The sequence below is a fragment of the Streptomyces sp. NPDC048584 genome (assembly GCF_043199595.1).
Taxonomy (GTDB): domain Bacteria; phylum Actinomycetota; class Actinomycetes; order Streptomycetales; family Streptomycetaceae; genus Streptomyces; species Streptomyces edwardsiae.
Map to the genome: position 1 here is coordinate 24,036 of NZ_JBICWF010000017.1, position 15,123 is coordinate 39,158.

At 70.2% G+C, this 15,123-nt stretch carries 13 protein-coding genes; 1 reads left to right on the forward strand and 12 read right to left on the reverse strand.

The window, feature by feature from the left end; all coding sequences use genetic code 11:
* Positions 1-9: 9 nt before the first annotated feature.
* The 12 genes from nuoK to ACGFR9_RS30450 form a co-directional block, all read right to left on the reverse strand.
* A complete protein-coding gene (nuoK, locus tag ACGFR9_RS30395; RefSeq protein ID WP_030221872.1) occupies positions 10-309 on the reverse strand; it encodes an NADH-quinone oxidoreductase subunit NuoK in 300 nt (99 codons plus the stop codon).
* On the reverse strand, positions 306-1,163 hold the full coding sequence (locus tag ACGFR9_RS30400) for an NADH-quinone oxidoreductase subunit J (RefSeq protein WP_393214775.1): 858 nt from the start codon (positions 1,161-1,163) through the stop codon (positions 306-308). Before ACGFR9_RS30400 ends, nuoK begins: the two co-directional genes overlap by 4 nt.
* A complete protein-coding gene (nuoI, locus tag ACGFR9_RS30405; RefSeq protein ID WP_393214778.1) occupies positions 1,160-1,801 on the reverse strand; it encodes an NADH-quinone oxidoreductase subunit NuoI in 642 nt (213 codons plus the stop codon). The genes ACGFR9_RS30400 and nuoI overlap by 4 nt, the downstream gene beginning before the upstream one ends.
* A complete protein-coding gene (gene nuoH, locus ACGFR9_RS30410) occupies positions 1,794-3,170 on the reverse strand; it encodes an NADH-quinone oxidoreductase subunit NuoH (RefSeq protein WP_393214781.1) in 1,377 nt (458 codons plus the stop codon). Before nuoH ends, nuoI begins: the two co-directional genes overlap by 8 nt.
* The gene (locus tag ACGFR9_RS30415) at positions 3,167-5,674 is read right to left on the reverse strand and encodes an NADH-quinone oxidoreductase subunit G (protein WP_393214784.1); all 2,508 of its coding nucleotides are present in this window, start codon (positions 5,672-5,674) and stop codon (positions 3,167-3,169) included. Before ACGFR9_RS30415 ends, nuoH begins: the two co-directional genes overlap by 4 nt.
* Positions 5,671-7,017 carry an NADH-quinone oxidoreductase subunit NuoF gene (nuoF, locus tag ACGFR9_RS30420; RefSeq protein ID WP_030221888.1) on the reverse strand — a complete coding sequence of 449 codons (1,347 nt, stop codon included), beginning with the start codon at positions 7,015-7,017 and terminating at the stop codon, positions 5,671-5,673. The genes ACGFR9_RS30415 and nuoF overlap by 4 nt, the downstream gene beginning before the upstream one ends.
* Complete coding sequence (nuoE, locus tag ACGFR9_RS30425; protein WP_393214787.1) at positions 7,017-7,877, reverse strand: NADH-quinone oxidoreductase subunit NuoE; 861 nt, start codon at positions 7,875-7,877, stop codon at positions 7,017-7,019. The genes nuoF and nuoE overlap by 1 nt, the downstream gene beginning before the upstream one ends.
* Positions 7,874-9,196, reverse strand: coding sequence for an NADH-quinone oxidoreductase subunit D (locus tag ACGFR9_RS30430; protein ID WP_030221893.1), 1,323 nt, complete (start codon positions 9,194-9,196; stop codon positions 7,874-7,876). The genes nuoE and ACGFR9_RS30430 overlap by 4 nt, the downstream gene beginning before the upstream one ends.
* Positions 9,193-9,969 carry an NADH-quinone oxidoreductase subunit C gene (locus ACGFR9_RS30435; protein ID WP_030221894.1) on the reverse strand — a complete coding sequence of 259 codons (777 nt, stop codon included), beginning with the start codon at positions 9,967-9,969 and terminating at the stop codon, positions 9,193-9,195. Before ACGFR9_RS30435 ends, ACGFR9_RS30430 begins: the two co-directional genes overlap by 4 nt.
* Positions 9,966-10,520, reverse strand: a complete 555-nt coding sequence (locus tag ACGFR9_RS30440; protein WP_030221896.1) for an NADH-quinone oxidoreductase subunit B family protein — start codon at positions 10,518-10,520, stop codon at positions 9,966-9,968. The genes ACGFR9_RS30435 and ACGFR9_RS30440 overlap by 4 nt, the downstream gene beginning before the upstream one ends.
* Positions 10,521-10,533: 13 nt before the next feature.
* A complete protein-coding gene (locus tag ACGFR9_RS30445; protein WP_003974383.1) occupies positions 10,534-10,893 on the reverse strand; it encodes an NADH-quinone oxidoreductase subunit A in 360 nt (119 codons plus the stop codon).
* A gap of 533 nt (positions 10,894-11,426) precedes the next feature.
* The gene (locus ACGFR9_RS30450) at positions 11,427-13,643 is read right to left on the reverse strand and encodes an MMPL family transporter (protein WP_393214792.1); all 2,217 of its coding nucleotides are present in this window, start codon (positions 13,641-13,643) and stop codon (positions 11,427-11,429) included.
* 442 nt (positions 13,644-14,085) lie between these two features.
* On the opposite strand from ACGFR9_RS30450, the gene ACGFR9_RS30455 reads away from it, so the two are divergent.
* Complete coding sequence (locus ACGFR9_RS30455) at positions 14,086-14,919, forward strand: C40 family peptidase (protein WP_393214795.1); 834 nt, start codon at positions 14,086-14,088, stop codon at positions 14,917-14,919.
* The last annotated feature ends 204 nt before the right edge of the window (positions 14,920-15,123 follow it).

Genomic DNA, 15,123 nt, shown 5'->3' on the forward strand with positions numbered 1-15,123 from the left:
AGCAGCCCCTCACAGCTTCATCAGGCTGGCGTCGTCGACCGAGGCCGAGTGGCGGGAACGGAACAGGGACACGATGATCGCCAGCCCGACCACGACCTCCGCGGCGGCGACGACCATCGTGAAGAACGCGATGACCTGCCCGTCGAGGTTGCCGTGCATCCGGGAGAAGGCGACGAACGCGAGATTGCAGGCGTTGAGCATCAGCTCGACGCACATGAACAGGACGATCGCGTTGCGCCTGATCAGTACGCCGGTGGCGCCGATCGTGAACAGCAGCGCGGCCAGGTACAGATAGTTCACGGGGTTCACTTCGACGCCTCCTCGGCCCGCTTGAAGGTCGGCGCGTCGATCGCGGTGCGCTCCAGCCGCTCCTCGGCGCGTCGCTCGATCGCCCGCAGGTCGTTGATCGCCTCGTGCGACACATCACGGATCTGGCCGCGCTCCCGCAGCGTCTTGCTGACGGTGAGGTCCGACGTGGTGCCGTCGGGCAGCAGGCCCGCGATGTCCACGGCGTTGTGCCGGGCGTACACACCGGGCGCCGGCAGCGGCGGCAGGTGCCTGCCCTCACGCACGCGCTGCTCGGCCAGTTCCCGCTGGGTCCTGGCGCGTTCGGTGCGCTCGCGGTGGGTGAGCACCATGGCACCGACGGCGGCCGTGATGAGCAGGGCGCCGGTGATCTCGAAGGCGAACACGTACCGGGTGAACAGAAGCGTCGCGAGACCCTCCACATTGCCGCCCGCGTTCGCCTCGCCGATGCCATTGAACTCGCTGAGCGAGGCGTTCCCGATCCCGCCGACCAGCAGGGCGCCGAAGCCGAGCCCGCACAGCAGGGCCAGCCAGCGCTGGCCCTTGATGGTCTCCTTGAGGGAGTCCGCCGCGGTGACGCCGACCAGCATCACCACGAAGAGGAACAGCATCATGATCGCGCCGGTGTAGACGACGATCTGCACGACACCCAGGAAGTAGGCGCCGTTGGCCAGGTAGAACACCGCCAGGATGATCATGGTGCCGGCGAGGCAGAGCGCGCTGTGCACGGCCCGCCGCATGAAGACGGTGCACAGGGCGCCGATCACCGCGACCGTGCCGAGCACCCAGAACTGGACGGCCTCTCCGGTGGAGGTGCCGGCGGAGAGGGTCGCCGCGGCGGCGAGCTGCGCGGTCATCGCCCGACCACCTTCTCCGACACCGGCTCCTCGGGCCCGAAGGTCGAGTCGGCCTCCTGCACGACCTCACCCTTGGAGTGGGCCTCCTGCTGCTCCGTGCCGGGCGCGGCCTCGGTCACCAGGCCCCGGTAGTAGTCCTGCTCGTCGGTGCCCGGGTACATGGCGTGCGGGGAGTCGACCATGCCCTCCTCCAGACCGGCGAGCAGCTGCTCCTTGGTGTAGATGAGGTTGGCGCGGCTGGAGTCCGCCAGTTCGAACTCGTTGGTCATCGTCAGCGCCCGTGTGGGGCACGCCTCGATGCACAGACCGCACAGGATGCAGCGGGCGTAGTTGATCTGGTAGACGCGGCCGTACCGCTCGCCGGGCGAGTAGCGCTCCTCGTCCGTGTTGTCCGCGCCCTCGACGTAGATCGCGTCGGCGGGGCAGGCCCAGGCGCACAGCTCGCAGCCGACGCACTTCTCCAGGCCGTCCGGATGGCGGTTGAGCTGGTGCCGTCCGTGGAAACGCGGAGCGGTGGTCTTCGGCTGCTCCGGGTACTGCTCGGTCAGCCGCTTCTTGAACATGGCCGTGAAGGTCACGCCGAAGCCGGCCACGGGGTTCAGGAAACCGGGCTTGGTGTCCTTGGGTTCCTCAGCCATCGGACGCCTCCTTTCCATCCGTGGACCCGCCCGCGGATCCGTCACTCTGAGTATCGGGTGCACCACTGACAATCAGTTCCCGCTCGCGGCGCGGACGGCGTCGCGGCACCGGCGGCACCTCCTGTCCCGGCAGCGGCGGTACGGGGAATCCGCCGCCCATGGGGTCGAAGGCGGGCGGGCCCTCGGCGGGCTGTCCCGCCTCCTTCTCCTTGCCGCGGAACAGGTCCGCGACGAAGGACAACAGCAGGAGGGCGAGGACGGCACCGCCGATGTAGAGCGCGATGTCGGTGAAGTCGTAGCCCTCGTTGCGCAGTGCCCGCACGCTGGCGACGAGCATCAGCCACACCAGGGACACCGGGATGAGGACCTTCCAGCCGAGCTTCATCAGCTGGTCGTAGCGCACGCGCGGGAGCGTGCCGCGCAGCCAGACGAAGGCGAACAGCAGGCTCACGAGCTTCCCGGTGAACCAGAGCATCGGCCACCAGCCGTGGTTCGCGCCCTCCCAGAAGGTGCTGATGGGCCATGGGGCCCGCCAGCCGCCCAGGAAGAACGTCACGGCGACGGCCGAGACGGTCACCATGTTGATGTACTCGGCGAGCATGAACATCGCGAACTTGATGGACGAGTACTCGGTGTTGAAGCCGCCGACCAGGTCGCCCTCGGACTCCGGCATGTCGAAGGGGGCGCGGTTGGTCTCGCCGACCATCGTCACGATGTAGATGAGGAAGGACACCGGCAGCAGCAGGATGTACCAGCGGTCGGTCTGCTGTTCCACGATCGTCGACGTCGACATCGACCCCGAGTACAGGAACACGGAGGCGAACGCGGCGCCCATGGCGATCTCGTACGAGATCATCTGCGCGCAGGAGCGCAGGCCCCCCAGCAGCGGATAGGTGGAGCCGGAGCTCCAGCCCGCGAGGACGATGCCGTAGATGCCGACCGAGGCGACCGCGAGGATGTACAGGGCCGCGATCGGCAGGTCGGTGAGCTGCATCGTGGTGCGGTGGCCGAAGATCGAGATCTCGTTGCCGGCCGGCCCGAAGGGGATCACCGCGATCGCCATGAAGGCCGGAACGGCCGCGACGACCGGCGCGAGGATGTACACCGCCTTGTCGGCCCGCTTGACGACGAGATCTTCCTTGAGCATCAGTTTGATGCCGTCGGCGAGCGACTGGAGCATGCCCCAGGGGCCGTGCCGGTTGGGGCCGACGCGCAGCTGCATCCAGGCGACGACCTTGCGCTCCATGACGATGGAGATCAGCACGGTCACCATCAGGAACGCGAAGCAGAACACCGCCTTGAGGACTACCAGCCACCAGGGGTCGGTGCCGAACATCGAGAGATCTTCGGCGGCGAGGTACGGGCTCATGCCTCCACCTCCTCGGAGGCCTCGTCGGCGAGCGTCGCCGGGCCGATACGGACGAGGGAGCCGGGCAGGGCCCCGGTGCCGGAGGCGACGCCGCCGCCGACGGAGTTCAGCGGCAGCCACACCACGCGGTCGGGCATCTCGGTGACCGCCAGCGGCAGCGATACCGTCCCGGCGGTGCCGGTCACCGCGAGCAGGTCGCCGTCCTTGACGCCGGCCTCGGCGGCCGTGGCCGCCGACACCCGCGCGCGGGCGGCGTGCCGGGTGCCGGCGAGCGCCTCGTCGCCCACCTGCAGGAGGCCCTCGTCGAGCAGCAGCCGGTGTCCGGCGAGCACGGCCTCCCCGGCGGCGGGCCGGGGCAGCGCGCTCGCGGTCTCCAGCGGGTCGCTCGCGGCGGGGCCGTCCCAGGCGCCGAGCCGGTCGAGCTCCGCGCGGACGGTGCGCAGATCCGGCAGCCCCAGATGGATGTCCATGGCGTCGGCCAGCATCTGCAGCACACGCGCGTCGGTGGGCGGAAGCCGCCGGGTCATCTGGTCGGGCTTGAGCGCCGCCTCGAAGAGGCGGACCCTGCCTTCCCAGTTGAGGAAGGTGCCGGCCTTCTCGGGGACCGCGGCGACGGGCAGCACCACGTCGGCCAGTGCGGTGACCTCGCCGGGCCGCAGTTCGAGGGAGACCACGAACCCGGCCTCGGCGAGCGCGGCACGCGCGCGTGCCGGGTCGGGCAGGTCGGCGACCTCCACGCCCGCGACCAGCAGCGCCTGCAGCTCACCGCGCGCGGCCGCCTCGACGATCTGTCCGGTGTCGCGCCCATAGCGGTGCGGCAGTTCGGCCACGCCCCACAGGGCGGCGACCTCCGCGCGTGCGCGCGGGTCGGTCGACGGGCGGCCGCCCGGCAGCAGCGCCGGCAGCGCGCCCGCCTCGACGGCGCCCCGCTCACCGGCCCGGCGCGGGATCCACACCAGCCGGGCGCCGGTCGCGGCGGCGAACCGGACGGCGGCGGTGAGACCGCCCCGTACGGCGGCCAGCCGCTCGCCGACGACGATGACCGCGCCGTCGCCGCGCAGGGCCTCGGCGGCTGCCCTGGCCCCGTCGCCCTCCAGGCCGACGCCGCTCGCCAGCGCGTCCAGCCACTCGGTCTCGGTGCCGGGGGCCGCCGGCAGCAGGGTGCCGCCGGCCTTCTCCAGCCCGCGCGTGGCGTGTGTCGCGAGGGCGAACGTCTTCTGCCCGTGCCGCCGCCAGGCCTTGCGCAGCCGCAGGAAGACGCCGGGCGCCTCCTCCTCCGACTCGAACCCGACCAGCAGGACCGCGGGCGCCTTCTCCAGGGCGGTGTACGTGACACCCGTGCCGTCGAGATCGCGGCCGCGTCCGGCGACCCGCGCGGCGAGGAAGTCGGCCTCCTCGGCGCTGTGCACGCGCGCGCGGAAGTCGATGTCGTTGGTGTCGAGCGCCACCCGCGCGAACTTGCTGTAAGCGTAGGCGTCCTCGACGGTGAGCCGGCCGCCGGTCAGCACACCGGTGCGGCCCCGCGAGGCCAGCAGCCCCTGGGCCGCGATCTGCAGCGCGTCCGGCCAGGAGGCGGGCTCCAGCTCACCCTCCGGGTTGCGCACCAGCGGGGTGGTGAGGCGGTCCCGCTGCTGTGCGTACCGGAAGCCGAAGCGTCCCTTGTCGCACATCCACTCCTCGTTGACCTCGGGGTCGTCGGCGGCGAGCCGCCGCATGACCTTGCCGCGCCGGTGGTCGGTGCGGGTGGCGCAGCCGCCGGAGCAGTGCTCGCACACGGACGGCGAGGAGATCAGGTCGAAGGGACGGGAGCGGAACCGGTACGCCGCCGAGGTGAGCGCGCCGACCGGGCAGATCTGGATGGTGTTGCCGGAGAAGTACGACTCGAACGGGTCGCCCTCGCCGGTGCCGACCTGCTGCAGCGCACCCCGCTCGATCAGCTCGATCATCGGGTCGCCCGCGACCTGGTTGGAGAACCGGGTGCAGCGGGCGCACAGCACGCACCGCTCACGGTCGAGCAGCACCTGGGTGGAGATCGCGACGGGCTTCTCGTAGGTGCGCTTCTTGCCGTCGAAGCGGGAGTCGGCCTGGCCGTGCGACATCGCCTGGTTCTGCAGGGGGCACTCGCCGCCCTTGTCGCAGACCGGGCAGTCCAGCGGGTGGTTGATGAGCAGCAGCTCCATCACACCCTTCTGGGCCTTCTCCGCGACCGGCGAGGAGAGCTGCGTCTTCACCACCATCCCGTCGGTGCAGGTGATGGTGCAGGACGCCATGGGCTTGCGCTGGCCCTCGACCTCGACGATGCACTGCCGGCACGCGCCGGCCGGGTCGAGGAGCGGATGGTCACAGAACCGGGGGATCTCGATGCCGAGCCGCTCGGCGGCCCGGATGACCAGGGTGCCCTTGGGCACGCTGATCTCGGCGCCGTCGATGGTCAGCGACACGAGGTCCTCCGGCGGGACCGCCGCCTCTCCCCCGCCGGAGGGAGCGTTGGTGGTCACAGTCATGCGTGCACCTCCGTACGGTCGGCCCAGGCCGTGGACTTGGCCGGGTCGAAGGGGCAGCCCCGGCCCGTGATGTGCTCCTCGTACTCCGCGCGGAAGTACTTCAGGGAGGAGAAGATCGGCGCGGCGGCACCGTCGCCGAGGGCGCAGAAGGCCTTGCCGTTGATGTTGTCGGCGATGTCGTTGAGCTTGTCGAGGTCGGACATCCGTCCCTTGCCGGCCTCGATGTCACGCATCAGCTGGACCAGCCAGTACGTTCCCTCGCGGCAGGGGGTGCACTTGCCGCAGGACTCGTGGGCGTAGAACTCGGTCCAGCGGGTGACGGCGCGCACGACGCAGGTCGTCTCGTCGAAGCACTGCAGGGCCTTGGTGCCCAGCATGGAACCCGCGGCGCCCACACCCTCGTAGTCGAGGGGGACGTCGAGGTGCTCGTCGGTGAACATCGGCGTCGAGGAACCGCCGGGGGTCCAGAACTTCAGCCGGTGGCCCGGGCGCATTCCGCCGCTCATCTCCAGCAGCTGGCGCAGCGTGATGCCGAGCGGCGCCTCGTACTGGCCGGGGGTGGCGACATGGCCGCTGAGGGAGTAGAGCGTGAAGCCCGCGGACTTCTCGCTTCCCATCGAGCGGAACCAGTCCTTGCCCCGGTTCATGATGGCGGGAACCGACGCGATCGACTCGACGTTGTTCACCACGGTCGGGCAGGCGTAGAGCCCCGCGACGGCGGGAAAGGGGGGACGGAGCCGCGGTTGGCCCCGGCGTCCTTCGAGCGAGTCGAGCAGTGCGGTCTCCTCGCCGCAGATGTACGCGCCCGCGCCCGCGTGCACGGTGAGCTGGAGGTCGAGTCCGCTGCCCAGGGCGTTCTCGCCGAGGAGACCGGCCGCGTAGGCCTCGCGCACCGCCTCGTGCAGCCGCCGCAGTACGGGGACGACCTCACCCCGCAGATAGATGAACGCGTGGGACGACCTGATGGCGTGGCACGCGATGACGATGCCCTCGATGAGGCTGTGCGGGTTCGCGAAGAGGAGCGGAATGTCCTTGCACGTCCCGGGTTCCGACTCGTCGGCGTTGACCACCAGGTAATGGGGCTTTCCATCGCCCTGGGGAATGAACTGCCACTTCATGCCCGTCGGGAATCCGGCGCCGCCGCGTCCGCGCAGTCCGGATTCCTTGACGTACGCGATGACGTCGTCCGGGGACATGGCGAGCGCCTTGCGGAGCCCCTCGTATCCCCCGTGCCGCCGGTAGACGTCCAGCGTCCAGGACTCGTCCTCGTCCCAGAAGGCGGACAGCACGGGTGCGAGCAGCTTCTCCGGGCTCATGTCCTTGAGTTCGGGTGCCAAGGTCATCACTCCCCCTCCTCGGCGGCGGGACCCGACGGGTGGGAAGGGTCGGAGGCCGATGTGTCCTGCGGCGCGTCGTGCGAGCTGAGGTGCTCCGTGGGCGACGGCTCGTGCGGCGGGGTGTCCCGGGGCGCCTCACCGCGCGGGTGCACCACACGCGCGGGCGCGGCCTCGCCCTTGGCCAGCTTCAGGCCGACCAGGGAGGCGGGCCCCGCGCTGCCGGTGGCCGCGACGGCTCCCTCGCGTGTGTCGGGGAAGCCGGCCAGGATGCGGGCGGTCTCCTTGAAGGTGCACAGCGGCGCCCCGCGCGTGGGCGAGACCTCGCGGCCGGCCCGCAGGTCGTCGACCATGCGCTTGGCGCTCTCGGGGGTCTGGTTGTCGAAGAACTCCCAGTTCACCATCACCACGGGCGCGAAGTCGCAGGCCGCGTTGCACTCGATGTGCTCCAGGGTGACCTTGCCGTCGCCGGTGGTCTCGCCGTTGCCGACGCCGAGGTGCTCCTGGAGCTCCTCGAAGATCGCGTCGCCGCCCATGACGGCGCACAGGGTGTTGGTGCACACCCCGACCTGGTAGTCACCGCTCGGCCGGCGCCGGTACATGGTGTAGAAGGTGGCGACCGCGGTCACCTCCGCGGTGGTCAGGTCCAGCATCTCCGCGCAGAACCGCATCCCGGTGCGCGTGACATGGCCCTCCTCGGACTGCACGAGGTGCAGCAGCGGCAGAAGGGCGGAGCGGGAGTCCGGGTAGCGGGCGATGACCTCGCGCGCGTCGGTCTCCAGCCGGGCCCGTACGTCGTCGGGGTAGGCGGGCGCGGGCAGTTCGGGCATGCCCAGGCTGACGCCGTGGTCCGAAGAAGAGGTGGTCACCGGTCGACGCCTCCCATCACGGGGTCGATGGACGCGACGGCGACGATGACGTCGGCGACCTGGCCGCCCTCGCACATCGCCGCCATGGCCTGCAGGTTGGTGAAGGACGGGTCGCGGAAGTGGACCCGGTAGGGGCGGGTGCCGCCGTCGGAGACGACATGCACCCCGAGTTCGCCCTTGGGCGACTCGACCGCCGTGTACGCCTGTCCGGGCGGGACCCGGAATCCCTCGGTGACCAGCTTGAAGTGGTGGATCAGGGCTTCCATGGAGGTGCCCATGATGTTCTTGATGTGGTCGAGGGAGTTGCCCAGTCCGTCCGGTCCCAGGGCGAGCTGGGCGGGCCAGGCGATCTTCTTGTCGGCGACCATGACCGGTCCGGGCTGCAGCCGGTCCAGGCACTGCTCGACGATGCGCAGCGACTGGCGCATCTCCTCCAGCCGGATCAGGAACCGGCCGTAGGAGTCGCAGGTGTCGGCGGTCGGGATGTCGAAGTCGTAGGTCTCGTATCCGCAGTACGGCTGGGCCTTGCGCAGGTCGTGCGGGAGGCCGGTGGAGCGCAGGATCGGGCCGGTGGCGCCGAGGGCCATGCAGCCGGCCAGGTCGAGGTAACCGACGTCCTGCATACGGGCCTTGAAGATGGGGTTCCCGGTGGCGAGCTTGTCGTACTCCGGGAGGTTCTTCCGCATCTTCTTCACGAACTCGCGGATCTGGTCCACCGCGCCGGGCGGCAGGTCCTGGGCGAGTCCGCCGGGCCGGATGTACGCGTGGTTCATCCGGAGGCCGGTGATCAGCTCGTAGATGTCGAGAATGAGTTCACGATCACGGAATCCGTAGATCATGATCGTGGTGGCGCCGAGCTCCATGCCGCCGGTGGCGATGCACACCAGGTGGGAGGAGAGCCGGTTCAGCTCCATCAGGAGGACCCTGATGATGGTGGCCCGGTCCGGGATCTGGTCCTCGATCCCGAGGAGCTTCTCGACGCCCAGGCAGTACGCCGTCTCGTTGAAGAACGACGTCAGGTAGTCCATGCGCGTCACGAACGTGGTGCCCTGGGTCCACGTGCGGTACTCGAGGTTCTTCTCGATGCCGGTGTGCAGGTAGCCGATGCCGCAGCGGGCCTCGGTGACCGTCTCGCCGTCGATCTCCAGGATCAGCCGGAGCACTCCGTGGGTGGAGGGGTGCTGGGGACCCATGTTGACGACGATGCGCTCGTCGTCGGCGCGGGCGGCGGTCTGGACGACCTCGTCCCAGTCGCCGCCGGTGACCGTGTAGACGGTGCCCTCGGTGGTCTCCCGAGGGGAGGCGTGCGAAGTGCTCATGAGTACGACCTCCGCTGGTCCGGAGCCGGGATCTGGGCGCCCTTGTACTCGACGGGGATGCCGCCGAGGGGATAGTCCTTGCGCTGCGGATGGCCCGGCCAGTCGTCCGGCATCATGATCCGCGTGAGCGCCGGGTGGCCGTCGAAGACGATGCCGTAGAAGTCGTACGTCTCGCGCTCGTGCCAGTCGTTCGTCGGATAGACCGAGAACAGCGACGGGATGTGCGGGTCGCTGTCGGGGGCGCTGACTTCCAGGCGGATCAGCCGGTTGTGGGTGATCGAGCGCAGGTGGTAGACGGCGTGCAGTTCGCGGCCCTTGTCGTTCGGGTAGTGCACGCCGCTGACGCCGGTGCACAGCTCGAAGCGCAGGGCGGGGTCGTCGCGCAGGGTCCTCGCGACCCGGACCAGGTGTTCGCGCTCGATGTGGAAGGTGAGTTCGCCCCGGTCGACGACCGTCTTCTCGATGGCGTTCTCCGGGAGCAGGTCCTGCTCCTCCAGCGCGCCCTCCAGTTCGTCGGCGACCTCGTCGAAGTATCCATATGCGCCTCCGCCGCGTGGGCCGCCGTAGGGGCGGGCCGCCGGTCCGGGGAGGCGGACGGAGCGGACGAGTCCGCCGTAACCGGAGGTGTCGCCGCCCTCGGTGGCGCCGAACATGCCGCGCTGGACGCGGATCTCCTCGCCGCCCTGGCCGCGCTGGCCGGGGAGGTTCTCGGCGGAGAGGTCCTTCTCGGGGTTCACCCCGTCCGACCCGCCCGCGCCGTTCGCGTCGCTCATCGCAGCAGCCCCTTCATCTCGATCGTGGGCAGGGCCTTGAGCGCCGCCTCCTCCGCCTCACGGGCCGCCTCCTCGGCGTTCACGCCGAGCTTGGAGTTCTGGATCTTCTCGTGGAGCTTGAGAATCGCGTCCAGCAGCATCTCGGGGCGGGGCGGGCAGCCGGGGAGATAGATGTCGACCGGGACGACATGGTCGACGCCCTGCACGATCGCGTAGTTGTTGAACATGCCGCCCGAGGAGGCGCAGACCCCCATGGAGATCACCCACTTGGGGTTCGGCATCTGGTCGTAGACCTGCCGCAGCACCGGCGCCATCTTCTGGCTGACCCGGCCCGCGACGATCATGAGGTCCGCCTGCCGCGGCGAGCCGCGGAAGACCTCCATGCCGAAGCGCGCCAGGTCGTAGCGGCCGGCGCCGGTGGTCATCATCTCGATGGCACAGCAGGCGAGTCCGAACGTGGCCGGGAAGACGGACGACTTGCGCACCCAGCCCGCGGCCTGCTCGACGGTGGTCAGCAGGAATCCGCTCGGCAGCTTTTCTTCGAGTCCCATGAGTTAAGGCCCCTCAGTCCCATTCCAGGCCGCCGCGCCGCCATACGTACGCGTACGCGACGAAGACGGTGAGCACGAAGAGCAGCATCTCCACGAGCCCGAAAATCCCCAGGGCGTCGAAGGTGACGGCCCAGGGGTAGAGGAAGACGATCTCGATATCGAAAATGATGAAGAGCATCGCCGTCAGGTAGTACTTGATCGGGAAGCGCCCGCCGCCGGCCGGCGTGGGGGTCGGTTCGATACCGCACTCGTACGCCTCGAGCTTGGCGCGGTTGTACCGCTTCGGACCGATCAGCGTGGCCATGACCACGGAGAAGATCGCAAAGCCTGCCCCGAGGGCTCCCAGTACGAGGATGGGCGCATACGCGTTCACCGCTCCTCGCTCCTCTCAGTCGGCACTGACTGCTGGCGTTGTGCAGTGGGGCTCACCCGCCTCAACTGCCCCACGAACCACGCCCGCCCCGGCGAAGATCGAGAACATGTGAAGCAGGTCACAAGCCCAACCGCTCCGCATCCTATGCCCGCGAGTCTGTGATCTGCGACACGGGGTATTGCACAAGCTTTGTGATCTCCACCACCTGACGAACGATCATGAAGTCGGATGAGCGGTGATCTTCACACGCCAAGCATCCACGTGATCACCAATGGTGACATTTTGACTGGTCAGCGCAGCTCAGAGGGCTCGTCTCCATATCAAGAGGCTTCCCGCGCATGCAAATTGGTGTGGGACTCGATCTCTTGATAGAGGCCCGTTCACACATCAGGGGGACGCGGAGCGGGATGTGGACGTGTGCACGCGTTCACGAAGTCCCCCGCGGCCCGATCGGCGAGGAAGCGGAGCGCCCCGGGGCCGGGGGCACCTGGGTGCGGTGCCCCCGGCCCCGGGGTGGCTGGTGGTGCTGTGTCTCAACTGCCGGTCGAGGCAGGGAACTTGACCGGGATCTCGGGGGCGGGCCGGTCGGGGGTGTCGAAGTCGCCGCCCTCGACGTCGAGGTGGGGCAGCAGACGGTCCAGCCCGCGGGGCAGCGTCCAGGCCCTGTCGCCGAGGAGGGCCATGACCGCAGGGACCAGGGTCATCCGGACCAGGAAGGCGTCCACGAGGACGCCGAAAGCCAGGGCGAAGGCGATCGGCATGATGTCGGCGTCGTGGGAGAAGAGGAAGCTGACGAACACCGAGATCATGATGAGCGCGGCGGCGGTGACCACACGGGCGGCGTCGCGCGCGCCGGCCACGACGGCGGCGCGGGCGTCGCGGTGGCGGACGTAGTCCTCCCGCATGGCGGAGACGAGGAACACCTCGTAGTCCATGGCCAGACCGAAGAGGACGGCCATGACGATGATGGGCATGAAGCTCGCCACCGGTCCCTCACTGCTGACGCCCAGCACGCCGGCCAGCCACCCCCACTGGAACACCGCGACGGTCGCGCCGAACGCCGCGCCGACGGAGAGCAGGAACCCGACGGTGGCCTTGACCGGGATGGCGACGGACCGGAAGGCGATCATCAGCAGCAACAGGGAGAGACCGACCACGACGACCGCGAAGGGCACGAGCGCGCCGCTGAGCTTGTCGGCGACGTCGATGCTGACGGCGGTGTGGCCGGTGACGGCGACACGGCTGCCGCCGTCCGCGGCCGGCGGCGCCACCTCGGTGCGCAGATGAGCCACCAGTGAACTGGTCTCGGCGGTGCGCGGCCCGGTGGTGGGGATGATCCTGATGCGTGCGGCCGTGCCGTCCTCGGCGATGTCGGCGTCGCCGACGTCCGCGATGCCCCCGACCCGGCCCAGCCTGTCGCCGACCGCGTCGGCGGTGGACCGGACGGCCGCCGGGTCGTCGTCCTCGACGAGGACCACCAGCGGACCGTTCACACCGGGGCCGAAGGCGTCGCCGATCAGGTCGTAGGCCTGGCGGCTGGACGTGGTGGCGGGGTTGTCGCCCTCGTCGGTGACGGCGAGCTGGAGCTGCAGGGCCGGGAGGGCGAGCGCGATGACGGCGACGGTCCCGACGACCAGGATCCGCACGGGACGCCGCAGCACACCCTCGGTCCAGCGCACGCCCAGCGGCGTCCGGCCGGCGCGCGCCTTCCGGACGGTCCACCGCCCGGTCCGCGCACCGGGCCCGGGCGTGAGCCTGTGCCCGGCCATGCCGAGGAGGACGGGAAGCATCCCCAGCGCGAGTACGACGGCGACGGCGACGGCTCCGGCGGACGCGAGCCCCATCGAGGTGAGCAGCGGCACCCCGGCCACCGACAGTCCGGCGAGCGCGATGACCACGGTGGCGCCGGCGAAGACCACCGCGCTGCCCGCGGTGGCGTTGGCCCGTGCCACGGACTCCACCACCGGCATCCCGGCGGCCAGTTGACCGCGGTGACGGGACACGATGAACAGGGCGTAGTCGATACCGACCGCGAGCCCCAGCATGATCGCGAGCGTGGGCGCGTTGTCGCTCACCCCGAACACCGTGGCGGCGCCCGTCATGGCGGCCATCGTGCCCACGACACCGAGGACGGCGGTCAGCAGCGGCAGCCCCGCGGCGATCAGCGAACCGAACGTCATCACCAGGATGACCAGGGCGACCCCCAGCCCCACCAGCTCGGACGGGCCGAACGGCGCGGTGGAGGGAGCGTAGGCGTCACCGCCGAAGACGGCCCTCATCCCCGCCCGCTCGGCCGTCTCCCCCGCGGTCCGCACCGCGTCCAGCGTGCCGGCCGGCACGTCCTCCTCGGCGGCGGCCGTGAACGTGACCTCCGCGACGGCGGTACGTCCGTCCTCCGACACCATGACGTCCTCGGCCGGGCCGCTCACCTCCCGTACGCCGCTCACGTCACCCATCGCCGTGAGGCTGGAGTCCAGGGCCCGCCGCAGCGCGGGCTCGGTCACCCTGTGGCCGGGCGGGGCCCGGAACACGATCTGCGCGGACTGCAGGTCCGGCGCGGGGAAGTGCCGGTCCATCCTGGTGAGCGCCGTCTGCGCCGGCGACCCGGGGATGGAGCCGCTGTCCTCGAACTCACCGGCGAGCGAGAAGCCCAGCCCGGCCACCGCGCACAGCGCGACCAGCCATCCGACCCACATGGTGCGCCATCGCCGTGCGCCCAGTGCGCCCAGCCGGTACAAGTACGTAGCCATTCCCGGATCCCTCGTCAGCGGTCATCGACACGCCGATCCTTCTGCGCACGGTTGACGGTCCCTCCCCCCGCGGCCTGAGGACTTCCTGACGGTCCCCGCACCGCGCCGTCAACCCGATGCCCGCGGTCGCCGGCGGTGCGCACGGGCCGGGATCGAATCCGGCCGTCGACCGGAGCGGCCGGCCGTCGCGGCCGACGCCGTGACACGGGTAAGCGTTCCGTGACCTCCGTCACATTCATGAGAGCCGCATGAGAGGAGGGATTGGCCAACCACTTCAACCGATGGTAAGTGCGGGGCAATTCGGGCGTAACGATGAAAGCGCGTGATCACGGGCCGATCACGGGCGCCCGCAATGTCCGTTAGGGCGTCAATAAAGAGCGACACGCCCGGGAATTGACGCCCCGATTGAACAACTGTGGCGCAGCACACGTTTCTTGAAGATATGAAGCAGCCCCTGGTACCGGTTGTTCCCATGTCCCACACCGCTCACATACGCAGCCACCGGAAACCCCGCCGCACCGCGTCGTCCACGATGGCGATGCGTGCCGGAGTCGCCGGTGGTGTTCTCAGCACCCTGGCAGTGGCCGGGGCGTCCGGTGCGGCCAACGCGGCCGAGCCGGTGACGCAGACCCTCGAACTGCCCACCCTGACGGCCGACCTGGCCGTCCAGGCCGCCCAGTCCGCGGACGCCACCCAGCAGGCGGCCGCGAACTACCAGCTGCAGGCCGAGCGTGACGCGGCCGCGGAGCAGGCCGCCAAGGAGGCCAAGGCGGACCTCGCCGTGGCCAAGAAGAAGGCCGAGGCGAAGAAGCAGGCCGCCGAGGAGGCCCGCAAGGCCGCCGCCGAGCGCGCCACCCGCAACGCCGAGCGCACCACCCTCACCACCACGGCCGCGTCCACCACCGCCTCCGCGCCGGCCAGCGGCAGCGTCGCGTCGGTCATCGCCTTCCTCAGGGCGCAGGTGGGCGACGCCTACGTCATGGGTGCCTCGGGCCCCAACGCCTGGGACTGCTCCAGCCTGGTGCAGGCCGCGTTCAAGCAGGTCGGCGTCGACCTGCCGCGCGTCTCGCAGGACCAGTCGATGGCCGGCACCGACATCCCGCTGTCCAACGTCCAGGTGGGCGACATCCTGTACTGGGGCGGCAAGGGTTCCGCCTACCACGTGGGTGTCTACATCGGCAACGGCCAGTACCTGGACGCGGCCAACCCCTCCAAGGGTGTCGTCATCCAGGACCTGTCCGGCTACCCCGCGTCGGGTGCCGTGCGCGTGCTCTGAGCCGCGCCCCGTTACGGGCCGGAGGGCCGCTGCCGCTCGAAGGAGCGGAGCGGCCCTCCGCCGTACCCGCACACCACCCAAGATCACCCGATTGCCCGAATCGTCCCCCGATTCGGACCGGTTGGCGCTGCCGCCGTGCGCCGCCACACCGCCCTACGGCCCCGCGGTGCCCCCTCACGCGTCCCGGCACACACGCGGGCGACC

Coding starts and splice junctions, on each gene's coding strand:
- ACGFR9_RS30440 (WP_030221896.1), bottom strand. CDS start 10,520: ATGGGACTCGAAGAAAAGCTGCCGAGCGGATTCCTGCTGACCACCGTC.
- ACGFR9_RS30400 (WP_393214775.1), bottom strand. CDS start 1,163: ATGACCGCGCAGCTCGCCGCCGCGGCGACCCTCTCCGCCGGCACCTCC.
- nuoF (WP_030221888.1), bottom strand. CDS start 7,017: ATGACCTTGGCACCCGAACTCAAGGACATGAGCCCGGAGAAGCTGCTC.
- nuoH (WP_393214781.1), bottom strand. CDS start 3,170: ATGAGCCCGTACCTCGCCGCCGAAGATCTCTCGATGTTCGGCACCGAC.
- ACGFR9_RS30430 (WP_030221893.1), bottom strand. CDS start 9,196: ATGAGCACTTCGCACGCCTCCCCTCGGGAGACCACCGAGGGCACCGTC.
- ACGFR9_RS30415 (WP_393214784.1), bottom strand. CDS start 5,674: ATGACTGTGACCACCAACGCTCCCTCCGGCGGGGGAGAGGCGGCGGTC.
- ACGFR9_RS30450 (WP_393214792.1), bottom strand. CDS start 13,643: ATGGCTACGTACTTGTACCGGCTGGGCGCACTGGGCGCACGGCGATGG.
- nuoI (WP_393214778.1), bottom strand. CDS start 1,801: ATGGCTGAGGAACCCAAGGACACCAAGCCCGGTTTCCTGAACCCCGTG.
- ACGFR9_RS30435 (WP_030221894.1), bottom strand. CDS start 9,969: ATGAGCGACGCGAACGGCGCGGGCGGGTCGGACGGGGTGAACCCCGAG.
- ACGFR9_RS30455 (WP_393214795.1), top strand. CDS start 14,086: ATGAAGCAGCCCCTGGTACCGGTTGTTCCCATGTCCCACACCGCTCAC.